Raw genomic sequence first — 13235 nt, forward strand, 5'->3', positions numbered from 1 at the left:
TCAGCACCACCCCGACGCCAACCGGCGGCAGGTAACCCCACTCCGGGAAAGCGGGGGGACCTCAGGATGAATCCGGTGCGACCAGCGACCGGACGATGCCGAGGCTGCCATGGCTGTCACAGTCGTGCCCCGAGCCCGCAAGGTGACATGCGCTTCACCCCATCCGGATGGGGTGAAGCGCATGTCACGGGTCAGAGGTACGGGACCCCCTGCCGCTGCGGCCTCCGGCCGTCAGCGGTGCCGGGCTCAGCCGTTCGGCAGTGCCGAACCACCCCGCGAGGTCGGCTCCGCGTTTAGCGAAGCGAACCACGTCGCGACGCGTGGAACCGACCGGACGAGCGAGGTGATGTGGTCGACGTCGCCGACATCGGTCAGCGTCACGTCGGCGGCGGGGTGCAGCGACTCCGTGCACCGCACGCTGTTGGCGTACACCGCCTCGGGGTCGCCGTGGGCGGCGTACATCCGGACCGGCGCCGACGGCTTCCACCGCCGGCAGGCGTCGTCGTTGGTCCGCGCCGCCCGGGCGAGCGCGCCGGTGGGGTGGCGGAGTCGCTGGATGAACCCCGGCCGGAACAGGTCGGCCGGCTCGGCCGGCAGGCCCGCCATGGTCTCCTCGATCGTGTGCTCCCCGTCGAAGAGCGTCGCCACCCGCCCCGCGTACGGCGCCTTGAAGGCCGCTGACTCGTCCCGGTACAGGTGGTAGATCCGGTTCCAGGCCACCGTGAGGTACGCCAGGTAGTAGGTCGCCGCGCGGGGATCCACCGTGCCGTCGAGCGCGGCCGGCCACTCCACGTCGAACAGGTGGTACGCGCCGCTGATCGGGGCGAGCGCGCCGAGCGTGAAGTGGCGGTCGGCGCCCCGCTGCAGCGCCCGGGCGAGCAGGAACGAGCTGTTGGCGCCCTGCGAGAAGCCGGACACCGATACCGGCCCGCCCACGGCCCGGCCCCGGCGCGCGGCGAAGTGGCGGGTGGCGCGGAGCGCGTCGACCGACGCGCTCACCGTGGTCGCGGCGTGGAAGTACGGATGCGTACCGGGTCCTTCGCCGAGGCCGAGATAGTCCGGCACGGTGCTCGCGTAGCCCAGCGAGGCGAACAGCACCCCCGCGGCGCGGTCGCAGCACTCGCTCACCGACGGCGCGTCCCGGCGGTACGACTGGGTGCCGTGCAGCCAGACCGCCGGCCGCAGTCGCTCCGCGTCGGTGCGCGGCAGCACGACCAGCGTGCTGGCCGTGGTGGCCCGGCGGCGCACGTCGACCGTGCGGTAGACCACCCGGTACGCGTCCACGCCGTGCCGCGCCTCCGGCACGTGGACCCCCAGCGGTCGCAGCAGGTCCTCGACCTGCCGGGCATCCAGGCCCAGTACCGGCGTACTCGACACCACCGTGCCGCGCCCGCCGGCGCCGTTCGGCGCCGCGGCCCGTGCATCCGCCGGTGCCGGCACCACCATCGCGGCCGCGAGCGCCAGGCCGCCCCACTTCGCAAGCATCATGCGTCCAGCCTGGCGCCGGCCGGACCACGGCACACGCCGCCCACCACCCCATGCCCGGTGGGGCTAGCCCCCGTTACCGGGGTGGGGCCACCGCGGCCCGCCCGGCGGGGTCAGCGGCCGGTGGCCGCGGGGTGGGCGGTGATGCGGTCGGCGTCGCGGTAGATCACCAGGTCGGCGGCGGTGAGGGCGTCCTCGCAGCCGCCGTCCAGGACCGGGGTGGGCCGCTCCGCGCCGGTCGCCGGGTCGGCGGTGTGGCAGAACAGGTCCTCGTGGACGTGCAGCCGGCCGCCGGCGGTGAACATCCCGAACCCGAACAGGTCCTGGTACGCCCGGCCCGGGCGGGACCACAGCGGTGCGCCGGTGCCCGCGTCCTGCGCGGTGACCCGCGGCGACCCGGCCCGCGGCGACGAGGCCAGGTAGACCCGGCGGCCGTCGTCGTGGCCGGCGGCCAGCTCCGCGCGGCCCGCCGACCGCCAGCGTACGGTGCCGTTCGCGCCGTCGACCCGGACGACGGCGTCGGCGAAGTCCGGCGCGACCCGGGCGGTGCCGGTGGCGCGCCGGCCGTCGGGGGAGACGGCGAAGACCTTCAGGTCGCGGAAGGCGGTGGCCGTCCAGGCGACCGCGCCGGTGGCCAGCTCGATCGCGCGGTCGTCGCCGACCAGGCGGCGGCCGACGACCCTGGCGTGGTGGCCGAGGTCCTCCGCGGTCCACAGCGGAGTGCCGTCGGTGCTGCGGAAGGCCCGGTGCGTCTCGCCCATCGGCGCCTCCTTGTCGACGTCGACGATGATCATTCCGGGGGCGGTCAGCAGAACCGGCACGATGCCCAGCCGTCGGGACCACTGCGCCGCGCCGGTGCGCGCGTCCAGCACCCGGACCTCGTGGCTGCGGCTCGCCACCGAGTACGCCAGCGCGACGTGGCGGCCCTCCGCGGCCAGCCGGGCCGTCCACGGCACGGTCACCGGGTGCCGCCAGCGCTCGGCGCCGGTGCGCGCGTCGAGCGCCACCACGGCGTCCCGGCAGGCGACGAACAGGGCGTCGCCGGCGGCCACGATCGGCGAGCGCGCATCGGCGTACGGCAGGTCGACGCGCCAGACCGCGGTGGGGCCGGCCGGCCCGGCGGCGGCTGCGGCCGGGGTGGTCAGGGCCGCGACCAGCAGGAGCAGCAGCGCCAGCCGTACCGTGCCGCGGGCGCTCATCGGGTACCGCCCGGCTGCGCCGCGGCGCGGTCGGGGCCGTAGGCCGTCAGATGGGCGCCGTCGGTGGTGACGAGCAGGTCGCCGACGACCGTGCTGCGGCGGGGCGCCGCGGCGAACGGGGTCGCCACCTGCGCCCCGGAGGCGGCGTCGACGACGCGGGTGTCCGAACCGACGAGGATCCAGGCCAGGCCGGCGGTGAGGGCGAGATCCCCGGCGGTGGCCGTGCGCCAGCGCTCGGCGCCGGTCGCCGGGTCCAGGCCCGTCGTCTCGCGGTGGTTGCCGGAGACGACCAGGTTCGCGCCGTCGTCGGCCGCCGCGTCGACCTCGCCGGCGCGTCGCCACCGCTCGCTGCCGTCGCGCAGGTCGATGCGGGCCACGTGCGGCGGGACCCCGCCGAGGTCGCCGTACCCGGTGGCGAATCGGCCGTCGGGCGAGGTGGCGAGCGCGGCGAACCGGCCGGGTCGGATCCGCCAGCGCGGCACGCCGGTGCGGGCGTCCACCAGGGCGGTGCCGCGCGGGTCGCCCACCAGGGCGGCGCCGTCGACCACCGGGCCGAGCAGCTCCCCGGTCCGCCGCCAGCGGACCTCGCCGTCGGCGTCGTAGCCGGTCACCTGCATGCCGTCGTTCCGCGACATGGTGAGGACGCCGTCGCGGTGCCCGGCGAGCGCCTCGACCAACTCGGTGAGCTGGCGCTGCCAGCGCGCGGCGCCGGTGGCGCTGTCCCGGCAATCGAGGACGCACTGGACGGCGTTGCCGACGACGGGGGTCAGGAAGCTGTAGAGCGCGTCGCCGCCCGGCGCCAGGAACTGGAAGTAGTTGCTCAGCAGCATCGGGGCGAACCAGGCGCGGGCGCCGGTGTCGGCCCGGTGGCAGGCGATGCCGTCGACGAGCAGGAAGACCCGCTGATCGGCCGCGGCGAGGTAGTGGTCGGCGGACCCGCTGGGTACCTGCCACCTCTGCCGCACCGCATGGCCGCGCCGGCCGGTGGCGGGTGTGCCCCCGCGGGCCTCCGCCCGTGCGACCGGTGGGCCGCCGGGCGCCGCCGGCCCAACCAGAATCGTGCCGGCCGCTGCCGCGCCGGCCAGGACCAGGGCGCGCCTGGTCACCGTCCCCCGTGCTTTCACCGGTACCCCCGTACGCTGATGTCGGTGGATGCCCACCGGCTCCTGATTAGAGCGGACCCCGGCGCCGGTACGCCAGGCCGGCCGCCGCCGGAGCGGGTCTGCGCGGCGAGGTGGCGAGTACGGTGGCCGGCTGCGCTCACGGGACCACGGGTCGGGCGGCCACGAGGCCGACCGAGGTACCGCGAAAGCCCTTTGTGGACACGCGGGGAGACCGGCTCGCCGTCGCCCCGGCTGGTACTGCCCCGAGGAGCCGTATCCGCCCGGTCAGTCACATCAAGCGCCGCGCCCGAGACCGATGCATTAATGCCCGAATAGAAAGGTATGGGCGAATTCTGGATCGCAGGCGCGGGAGAGGGGAAGGCGGCGCGGGGGGTCGGGGCTGCCCGCACTGAGCCGCAAAAAAGCCGACCGCACAGAGCGGCCGGCGATCTCCGGGTGGATCTGGCGGTCCTGACGGGACTTGAACCCGCGACCTCCGCCTTGACAGGGCGGCGAGCACTCCAACTGCTCCACAGGACCTCGTGCAACCGGCCGAGGCCGGTCCGTGCCCCCAACGGGATTCGAACCCGTGCTACCGCCTTGAAAGGGCGACGTCCTGGGCCGCTAGACGATGAGGGCGGCGTCGTCATCCTCGCATATGCGGGGCGTACGGTGCGCGCCAGGCGAACCTTGGCGAGACCGCAACCCCGACATCCGGGAACCCGAACATGCCGCACTCACGTCCGGCACCGCCGGAGGCTCGGCCAGCATACGCGATCGCCGAACCCCGAGCCAATCCACCCTCCGGGCCGCCACCCCGCCCCCCGGCCCGGGCCCGAGCGACCCCGCGGTCGGGAGCAGGGCGCTAGCTGAGCGGCACCACCCGGAGCTTGCGCTTCAGGGCCGGGACGATCGTCCGGCAGGCCGCCACCGTGCTGCGCCGGTCCCCGCCCCCGTCGTGCAGCAGCACGATCGAGCCGCGGCGCGACCCGGCCAGCACCGCCGCGCTGATCCGGGACGCCGGCGGGCGCTCCCAGTCGCGGGGGTCCACGGTCCAGCCGGTCGGGATCATGCGCATCTCCCGGACCACCCGGATCGCCGTCGGGGTCCAGTTGCCGCCCGGGTGGCGGAAGAAGCGGATCGGGACGCCCGGTACGGCCTTGCGGATGGCGTCGTTGGTGCGGCGCAGGTTGGCCCGGATCTGGCTGGCGGGGGCGCGGCCGAGGTTCAGCTCGTGGTTCCAACTGTGGTTGCAGAGCTGGTGGCCCTCGCGGACGATCTGCTGGATCAGCTCGGGGTGGGCGCGCGCCTGGGTGCCGACCACGCAGAACGTGGCCCGGACGCCGTTGGCCCGCAGGATCGCCAGCACCTGCGGGGTGTACCCCGGCGCCGGGCCGTCGTCGAAGGTCAGCGAGACGCCGCGGCCCTTGGTGGTGGTGACCACGCCCGCGGCGAACACCCCGCTGGTGGGGCGGCCCGGCCGCTTGGCGGGTGGGCGGGAGGTGGCGGGGCCGGCCGTCGGGCGGCCGGGCCGCGCCGGGCCGGGCCGGGCCGATCCGGGGCCCGACGCCCCGGGGCCGGTCGCGCCGGGGTCGACCGCGCCGGGCCGGGACGTGCCGGTGGCGCGGTCGGCCCCGGCGCCGCGGCCGGGGGCGGCCGGCGCGGGCTGGGTCGCCGCGGCCGGCGTGAGCGCGGTGGCGGTGGGGCGGTCGAGCCAGCCCGCCACGGCCTGCGCGCTGAGCAGCAGGGTCGCGGTGAGGGCGGCGCCGAGCACGGTGAGGCGTCGGGTCACGGGGGTACTCCGAACCTTGGGGGTGCCCCCACGGTAGCGCCCCGACACACCCCCGATGAATACCAAAAAGGGTGGATGTTTCCCGGCTAGCCGGCCTCGGTGAGCGCGTTGAGGACCCCGGCGAGCCACGGCGCGTACGCCTGGGGGGCCGCCCGGACGGCCGTCCGGACGGTGGCCACCTCCGCCCAGCGGACCTCGTCGACCTCCGCCGGGTCGGCCTCGATGGTCAGGTCGGCCGGCACGACGCCGCGCAGGACGTGGTCGTACTCGTGTTCGACCAGGCCGCTGGCCGGGTCCTCGGCGCGGTACGTGTACCGCCCGACCTCGGTCAGCGCGACCGTGACGCCCAGCTCCTCCCGGAGCCGGCGCTGGGCGGCCTCGGGCACCGGCTCGCCGGGGGCCGGGTGGCCGCAGCAGGTGTTGGCCCAGCGGCCGGGGAACCGGGTCTTGGTGGCGGCGCGGCGCTGGAGCAGCACCCGCCCGGCCGGGTCGACCAGGACCACGGAGAACGCCCGGTGCAGCTCGCCGGGTGAGGCGTGCGCCGCGCCGACGGTCGTGCTGCCGCGGGCGGTGCCGTCGGCGTCGACGAGTTCGACGGGGAGTTGCTCCCGGGGCCTGGCCGGGTCGCCGATGCCGCTGGGGGCGCCGACTGCGCTCACTGTGCCACCTCGCTCACCTCGGATTCCCGGTCAGCCGCGCCGCGGCGAGCCGACCGGAGATCAACACCATCGGGACGCCGACGCCGGGCTGGGTGCCCGAGCCGGTGAACACCACGTTGGGCAGCGCCGGGTGCCGGTTGCCGGGCCGGAACGGCCCGGTCTGGCGCAGGGTGTGCGCCGCGGCGAAGGGCGTGCCCGCCGCCAGGCCGGATGCGGCCCAGTCGTCCGGGGTGACGACGCGCCGGCTGCGCACGGAGGCGCCGAGGCCGCGGTAGCCGCGCTCCTCGAGCGTGGCGATCAGCGCGTCGGCGTACCAGTCGCCCAGGCCGGAGCGCCAGGCGAACGGCGCGCGGTCCAGGTTGGGTACGGGGGCGAGAACGTAGTAGGTGTGCCGGCCGGCGGGCGCGACCGTGGGGTCGGTCCGGCTCGGGTTGGTGACGAGCAGCGACGGGTCCGACATCAGGGTGCCGTCGGAGATCACCTCGGCGAAGGTGCGGCGCCAGGCGCGGCCGAAGTGGATGTTGTGGTGGGCGATCCGCTGGTACTCCGCGGTGGCGCCGAGGTGCAGCACGACCGCGGAGGGGGAGTAGCGCAGCCGGCGGCGCAGCGGCGGGCCGGGCAGCAGGTCGTACGCGGCGGCCAGGTCGGGGTTGAGCACCACCGCGTCGGCGGGGATGCGGTCGCCGTCGGCGGTGAGCACCGCGGTGGCCCGGCCGTGCGCGGCCTCGACCCGGGCGACGGCGGTGCCGTACCGGAAGGTGACGCCGTGCTTCTCCGCCGCGCCGGCCAGCGCCCGGGCGACGGCGTGCAGGCCGCCGCGGGGGTGGTAGACGCCGGCGATGGAGTCCAGGTGGGCGATGACCGCGTACAGGGCCAGGGCCTGCTGGGGGGCCAGGCCGGCGTACATGGCCTGGAACGAGAAGACCCGCTGGGTGCGCGGGTCGCGGAAGAACTGGGCGATCTTGCGGTCGAGGCGGCGCAGGCCGCCAGCGGCGACCAGCCGGGCCAGGTTGGGGGTGAGCAGGTCGCGCGGGGAGTCGAGGTTCCGGTCGATGAAGTCGTCGCGCTGGATCCGCCAGAGCCGGGCGGCGTAGGCGACGAAGCGCCGGTACCCGGCCGCCTCGCGCGGGCCGCACACGGCGGTGATCTCGTCGGCCATCGCCTCGACGTCGGCGTGCACGTCCAGCGTGGAGCCGTCGGGGTAGAACGCCCGGTACGCGGGGGCCAGCCGGGTCAGGGTCAGCCAGTCGCCCAGCTCCTCGCCGACGGCGGCGAGCGCGTCGGCGATGAGGTCCGGCATGGTGAGCACGGTCGGGCCGGTGTCGTGCAGGTGCCCGTCGAGGGCGAGCTGGCCCGCCCGGCCGCCGGGGATGGGCTCGCGCTCGACGACGGTGACCCGCCGGCCGGCGCCGGCCAGGTACAGCGCGCAGGACAGGCCGCCGAGGCCCGCGCCGACCACCACGACGTGCTCGGCGGTGGCCGATGGCATCGACGGTACTCGCTGGATCAACTTATTCGCGCGGGCGGCCGGGACCTCGCTCGCCGCCGGACCGCCCACCCCAGACACGCTGGTTACCGTACCCCGACACCAGCCCCCCGGCCGGGTACGCGACACCGACAAATTCGCAGCATCCGGGTGATCCGGCCGCGCCGGGGGCATCGAACGGCGTCAGGCGGTGGCGGCCAGGTCCGGCCCGCGGCGCTGCTTGGCGGCGTACATGGCGGTGTCCGCGCGGTCGATCACGGCGTCCGCGCTGTCCCCGGCGTCGGCCACCACGGCGCCGAGGCTGATGCCGACCCGGACGTGCTCGCCGGCCAGGTCGAACGGCTCGGCCAGGGCGCGCCGGATCCGCTCCTCGATGCCGGCCCGGGCGGCGGCCGGCGTGGCCGTCTCGCAGAGCAGCAGGAACTCGTCGCCGCCGTACCGGGCCAGCGTATCGGCCGTGGCGACCACCCGGCCGAGCCGGCGGGCGACGGCGATCAGCAGGTCGTCGCCGACGGCGTGGCCGAGCCGGTCGTTGACGGCCTTGAAGCCGTCCAGGTCGGCGAAGATCACCAGGACGTCGCCGCGGCCGGGGCGGGTCAGGGCGGCGCTCAGCCGGCGGTAGAACTCCGCGCGGTTCACCAGGCCGGTCAGCGGGTCGTGGGTGGCCCGGTGCTCCAGCTCGCGGACGGCCCGGGTGCGCTGGCCGGCGAGGTACCCGATCCGCAGCATCACCAGCGGGACCGTGGAGAGCGTGCCGAGGGCGAGCAGCAGCCCGTCCACCGGCAGGCCGACCAGCACCCGGCCGGCGCCGAACACCGGGCCGACGGCGAGCGCGAGGCCGAGGAACGCGAGCCGGCGCGGGCTCAGCGGCTCGTGCCGGTGCGGCGGCGTCTCGGCGAACCGGCGGCTCGACGGGTGCAGGCCGATCGCGCCGAACAGCGTGTACGTCACCAGGAAGGCGACCTCGGCCCAGACGGGCCGCGGCCCGGTCAGCGAGCCGACCGTGGTCGCGAGCGCGACGTTCACGGCGAGCACGACCATCAGCCCGGCCAGGACGAGTTGCAGCGAGACGATCGGCTCGCCCGCGGTCTGGGCCAGCCGGGCCAGCGTGCCGACGAGGCCGACCAGCACCAGGATGTTGACCAGCAGGCCGAGCTGGGAGCCGACCGGGGTGTCGACCAGCCAGGGCTGGATGACCATGGTCCAGAGCAGGCCGCCGCCGGCCGTCGAGGCCACCCCGACGTCGAGCAGGCCGCCGATGTCGTTGCGGCCGCGGATGGCGGCGATGCCGAGCGCGGAGGCCAGCGCGAGCATGTGGCCCAGGCTGACCGCGACCTCGCCGGCCGCGCCGAGGGCCGGGTGGCCGAACTGCGCGGCGGAGGTGCAGGCGTTGCCGATCGCCAGGACGCCCATCGACGAGATGATCAGCCAGTTCGCCGGGCGCGCGGTCAGCACGCCGCGGCGCAGGCCGTACAGCAGCGGGATCAGCGCGCCGGCGGAGATGAGTACGTAGGTGAAGGCCCGGGCCCGCTCGGGCAGCAGCGCGTGCGCGGCCGTCGCGGTCAGCGACAGCACGAGGTACGCGGTGAAGTAGCCGCGGCGCACCATGTCAGGCCGCCCGGTGCCGGCTGGCGCCGCTGGCGTACCGCTCGGCGGACGCGACGGCGAGCATCTGGTGGATCTGCTCCGGGCTGGCCGGGCGGGAGAAGTGGTACCCCTGGGCCAGCCGGTACCCGAGGTCGTGCAGCACCCGGGCCTGGTCGGCCGTCTCGACGCCCTCGGCGACCGCGGCGAGCCGCATGGTCGTGGTGATCTGGATCAGCGAGATCGCGATGGCGGCCTGCTCGGCGGTGCCGGTGACCCCGTCGACGAACGACTTGTCGACCTTGAGCACGTCGACCGGGCAGGTGCGCAGCAGGCCGAGCGAGGAGTGGCCGGTGCCGAAGTCGTCCAGCGCCACCCGCACGCCGAGCCGGGACACCCCGCGCAGCGCGGTCAGCGCCGCGTCGCTGTCGAAGACGGCGGTCTCGGTGACCTCGACGATGAACCGGGACGGCTCCAGCCCGGTCTCCGCCAGGACGGCCGACAACTCCTCCGGGAAGCCCGGCTCGCGGAGCTGCCGGGCGGAGACGTTGACGCTCATCGTGATCGGCGCGGCGGTCGGGTCGTTGGCCCACGCGGCGGCCTGGGCGGCGGCCTCGCGCAGGATCCACCGGCCGAGCGGGACGATCAGGCCGGTGCGCTCGGCGACCGGGATGAACTCGCTCGGTGGGATCAGCCCGCGCCGCGGGTGCTGCCAGCGGATCAGCGCCTCGACGCCGGTGATCAGGCCGTCGGGCAGGGTGACGATCGGCTGGTACAGCAGGTGGAGCTGGCCGTACGTGCCGAGCGCCTGGCGCAGCTCGGCGCCCAGCTCGGCGTGCTGCACGCTGCGCCGGTCCAGTTCGAGGTCGTACGCGGCGAACCGGCCCTTGCCGTGGTCCTTGGCGGCGTACAGCGCCACGTCGGCGCGGCGCAGCAGCTCGGCCGGGTCCTCGCCGGCGTGGCCGTGGGCCAGGCCGATGCTGGCGCCGACGAGCAGCTCGTACCCGTCCACGATCATCGGGGTCTCCAGCGCCGTGATGATCCGGTTGATCACCTCGGTCGCCTTCTCCGGCGTGACGCCGACCATGAGCACGGCGAACTCGTCGCCGCCCAGCCGGGCGACGGTGTCGTGCGGGCCGACCGCGCGGGACAGGATCCGGCCCATGCCGACCAGCAGCCCGTCGCCGACGGGGTGGCCGAGCCGGTCGTTGAACGCCTTGAAGTCGTCCAGGTCGACCAGGGCGACGCTGATCCGGCCGGCGTTGACGTCGGTGCCGCGCGGGGCCAGCGCCCCCTCCAGCCGCTCGAGCAGCAGGGCGCGGTTGGGCAGCTTGGTCAGCTCGTCGTGGGTCGCCTGGTGCGTGAGCTGCTGCTGGTACCGCAGCATGTCGGTGATGTCGCGGGCGTTGGAGACGATGCCGCGGACGCTGGGGTCGGCGAGCAGGTTGGTGCTGACGAACTCCAGCCACCGGTACGTGCCGTTGGCGTCGGCGAGCCGGACCCGGTACGTGGCCACGCTGCCGGGCATCCCGGCGACCTCGCGGGTCTGGTCGGCGACGGTCTGCGCGTCGTCCGGGTGGATGTACGTGGTGAGGTTGAGCTGCTCGGCCTCGTCCGGGGCGACGCCGATGAGCTGGCGCAGCGCCGGCGAGGCGTAGCTGACCGTGCCGTCCGGCGAGGTGATCACGATGATGTCGGACGCCTGCTGCACCATCGAGCGGAACCGCCGCTCGTGGTTGCGGACCTCCTGCATGCTGGCGTCGAGCCGGCGCAGCAGCCGGGCGTTCTCGTAGAACGCGGCGAGCTGCCGGACCAGCACCAGCGTGACCAGCACGACGGCGCCGGTGACGATGATCCGGCCCTCGCGGCCGGCGTCCGGGCCCTCGACCAGCAGCAGCGTGCCGACGGCGACGACGCCGGAGTACGGCAGCAGGCTGAACGGCCGGTGCGCGGAGTGCTTGCGGTGGTGCCGGCCGGGCACCACCCGCAGTTGCCGCCGGGCGGCGGCCACCCACAGCACGGCCGCGGCCGGCACGCCGAGCTGGAGGAGCTGGGTGGCGTCGGCGACGAACGGCAGCATGAGCAGGGCGCCGGACAGGATCCCGACGAGCAGGCCCATACCGAGCAGGGCGGTGGCGAGCTGGTCGACGGGCCCGGCCCAGGCCAGGCCGACCCGGACGACGACGTACACGCTGACCGCGCCGAGCAGGGCGATGCCGAGCAGCGCGTGCTCGCCGGCGTTCGGGTCGGCGAGCAACTGGCGCAGGGTGAAGTGCCAGGCGAACAGCGCCGCGGCCACGAGCACGGTGAGCGAGTCGAGGCCGAAGGTCAGCCAGTCGTACCCGGCCCGGGGCGTCGCCGGCAGGCCCCAGACGGCGACGCAGAGCAGCAGGATCGCCACCCCGAAGATCCCCAGCTCGGCCTCGCGCAGGTACGGCAGCCCGAGCGGCGCCGCCCCGGCCACGACCAGGCCGGCAGTGGTGATCATGGCGGTACCGGACAGCCGGCGCCAGAAGGTGCGCAGCAGCCGCGGCCCGTCGGCGTACGCGCCGGCCCGGGCGAACGTGCGCGCGGCCAGCACGGCCGCGCCGGCCGCGATCCCCCAGCCGGCGACGCCGCGCACCAGCGGTGGGATCCCCGGCGCGGTCGCCACGGCGGCGGCGAGCACGGCAAGGACCGCGCTCACCACGACCGGCAGGCGTCGCCGCTCCAGCTGGATTGCCACCGACACGAGACCGCCAACCGTCAGAATCGATCCGGACACAAAGAGCTTGCGCTGAGCCCTTCGGCTGTCCCGGGCCGGACATGAGTCACCGCGGCGGCGGGCACCGGCGTTTCGCGTACCACCCGACTCCCCTTATTACGGAAAATTCTGATGGGTGCGGTTCGGGAACAACTCAGGTGCCGCCCGGTTGCGACGATGCTTCCGGTGACGGGCAAGGCACGGGGAGGAAACATCATGTTCGGAATCATGCGCGGCGGCTTCGGTGCCGTCCTGGCGACGGCGGCGGCGACGGCGGGGTTCGTGGTGGCGGCCCCGGTGCCGGCGTCGGCCGCGACGCCCACTTTCGGCAAGCTCGTCGCGTACGTCCGGGACGGCGACGTCTGGGTGTCGAAGGGCGCCACCGAGCGGAGGATCACCACCGGCGGCGACCACCGCCGCCCGCGCTGGTCCCCCGACCACCGCCGGCTCGCGGTGCTCAAGGGCGACCGGCTGTACGTCATGAACGCCGACGGCACCGGCCGGACCATGGTCACCGACCGCCCGGCCGCCGGCGCCGCCTGGTCGCCCGACGGCACCTCGCTGGCCTTCGCCTCGGCCGCCTGCCTCGGCGGGCCCGGCGTGTACCGGGTGCCGGCCGCCGGCGGCGCGCTGTCCGTCCTCTTCCCGGCCGCCTGCCGGGACCAGGAGATCCCGCCGGCCGACGCCCGCGCGCTGTCCGGCACGCTGGCCGACAAGCTGCGCCGCGACGACGCCGTGGCCTGGTCGCCCGACGGCACCCGGATCGCCTTCCGCGGCGGCGACTGCGAGTCGGTCGTCGACGACTGCCTGACCCTGGGCACCATCGCCACCGGCGGCGAGCGGCTGATCGCCGGGTACGGGGGCGGCGGCAGCGAGATGACCGGCTTCGCGGTCACCCCGGCCTTCAAGCCGGACGGCTCGGCGCTGGCCTTCACCGCGTACGCCACCGGCCCGGACGCCGACCTGCGCAAGCCGATCCACCTGGAGGAGCAGAACCTGGCCACCGGCGCCAGCCGGACCGTCGGCGCCGCGCAGGACCGCGAGCCCGCCTATGTGGACGCGAGCCGCCTGCTCACCACCGGCACCCACCGCGGCGGGAGCTGGGTCGTGCTGGTCACCCCGGCCGGCCGGGTGCCGTTCCAGCGTGGGTCGCAGCCCGCCTACTGACAGGCGTGACTATCGCG

Annotated in this window: 9 protein-coding genes and 2 tRNA genes; 1 reads left to right on the top strand and 10 read right to left on the bottom strand. The window is 75.5% G+C overall.

All coding sequences use genetic code 11. The features are described 5' to 3' along the window. Positions 1 to 246: 246 nt before the first annotated feature. From IEY94_RS12245 to IEY94_RS23990, 10 genes are all read right to left on the bottom strand, one after another. Positions 247 to 1488 (bottom strand): dienelactone hydrolase family protein, encoded by a 1242-nt coding sequence (locus tag IEY94_RS12245; RefSeq protein WP_189170280.1) that lies wholly within the window; start codon positions 1486 to 1488, stop codon positions 247 to 249. Positions 1489 to 1598: 110 nt separating this feature from the next. After that, positions 1599 to 2684 carry an outer membrane protein assembly factor BamB family protein gene (locus tag IEY94_RS12250; protein ID WP_189170281.1) on the bottom strand — a complete coding sequence of 362 codons (1086 nt, stop codon included), beginning with the start codon at positions 2682 to 2684 and terminating at the stop codon, positions 1599 to 1601. Further along, positions 2681 to 3649 carry an outer membrane protein assembly factor BamB family protein gene (locus IEY94_RS12255; protein ID WP_189170282.1) on the bottom strand — a complete coding sequence of 323 codons (969 nt, stop codon included), beginning with the start codon at positions 3647 to 3649 and terminating at the stop codon, positions 2681 to 2683. Before IEY94_RS12255 ends, IEY94_RS12250 begins: the two co-directional genes overlap by 4 nt. Positions 3650 to 4250: 601 nt before the next feature. Then, a tRNA-Asp gene (locus IEY94_RS12260) sits at positions 4251 to 4327 on the bottom strand. Between the two features lie 26 nt (positions 4328 to 4353). Then, a tRNA-Glu gene (locus IEY94_RS12265) sits at positions 4354 to 4426 on the bottom strand. A 226-nt stretch (positions 4427 to 4652) separates the two neighbouring features. Then, entirely contained in the window at positions 4653 to 5579 is a 927-nt protein-coding gene (locus IEY94_RS12270; RefSeq protein WP_189170283.1) for a polysaccharide deacetylase family protein, read from the bottom strand. An 86-nt stretch (positions 5580 to 5665) separates the two neighbouring features. Continuing rightward, complete coding sequence (gene idi, locus IEY94_RS12275; RefSeq protein ID WP_373291271.1) at positions 5666 to 6238, bottom strand: isopentenyl-diphosphate Delta-isomerase; 573 nt, start codon at positions 6236 to 6238, stop codon at positions 5666 to 5668. A 13-nt stretch (positions 6239 to 6251) separates the two neighbouring features. Beyond that, positions 6252 to 7727: a phytoene desaturase family protein gene (gene crtI, locus IEY94_RS12280; protein WP_189170284.1), complete on the bottom strand. Its 1476-nt coding sequence runs from the start codon at positions 7725 to 7727 to the stop codon at positions 6252 to 6254. Between the two features lie 180 nt (positions 7728 to 7907). After that, positions 7908 to 9332: a GGDEF domain-containing protein gene (locus IEY94_RS12285; protein ID WP_189170285.1), complete on the bottom strand. Its 1425-nt coding sequence runs from the start codon at positions 9330 to 9332 to the stop codon at positions 7908 to 7910. 1 nt (position 9333) lies between these two features. Next, complete coding sequence (locus IEY94_RS23990) at positions 9334 to 12033, bottom strand: putative bifunctional diguanylate cyclase/phosphodiesterase (RefSeq protein ID WP_189170286.1); 2700 nt, start codon at positions 12031 to 12033, stop codon at positions 9334 to 9336. Between the two features lie 234 nt (positions 12034 to 12267). On the opposite strand from IEY94_RS23990, the gene IEY94_RS12295 reads away from it, so the two are divergent. Beyond that, a complete protein-coding gene (locus IEY94_RS12295; protein WP_189170287.1) occupies positions 12268 to 13218 on the top strand; it encodes a TolB family protein in 951 nt (316 codons plus the stop codon). Positions 13219 to 13235 lie beyond the last annotated feature (17 nt).

This window comes from Pilimelia anulata, assembly GCF_014647895.1.
Lineage (GTDB): Bacteria > Actinomycetota > Actinomycetes > Mycobacteriales > Micromonosporaceae > Pilimelia > Pilimelia anulata.

Excerpts from the sequence above, each read along its gene's own strand:
- IEY94_RS12250 (WP_189170281.1), bottom strand. The coding sequence starts at position 2,684 with ATGAGCGCCCGCGGCACGGTACGGCTGGCGCTGCTGCTCCTGCTGGTC.
- IEY94_RS12285 (WP_189170285.1), bottom strand. The coding sequence starts at position 9,332 with ATGGTGCGCCGCGGCTACTTCACCGCGTACCTCGTGCTGTCGCTGACC.
- IEY94_RS12245 (WP_189170280.1), bottom strand. The coding sequence starts at position 1,488 with ATGATGCTTGCGAAGTGGGGCGGCCTGGCGCTCGCGGCCGCGATGGTG.
- IEY94_RS12295 (WP_189170287.1), top strand. The coding sequence starts at position 12,268 with ATGTTCGGAATCATGCGCGGCGGCTTCGGTGCCGTCCTGGCGACGGCG.
- crtI (WP_189170284.1), bottom strand. The coding sequence starts at position 7,727 with ATGCCATCGGCCACCGCCGAGCACGTCGTGGTGGTCGGCGCGGGCCTC.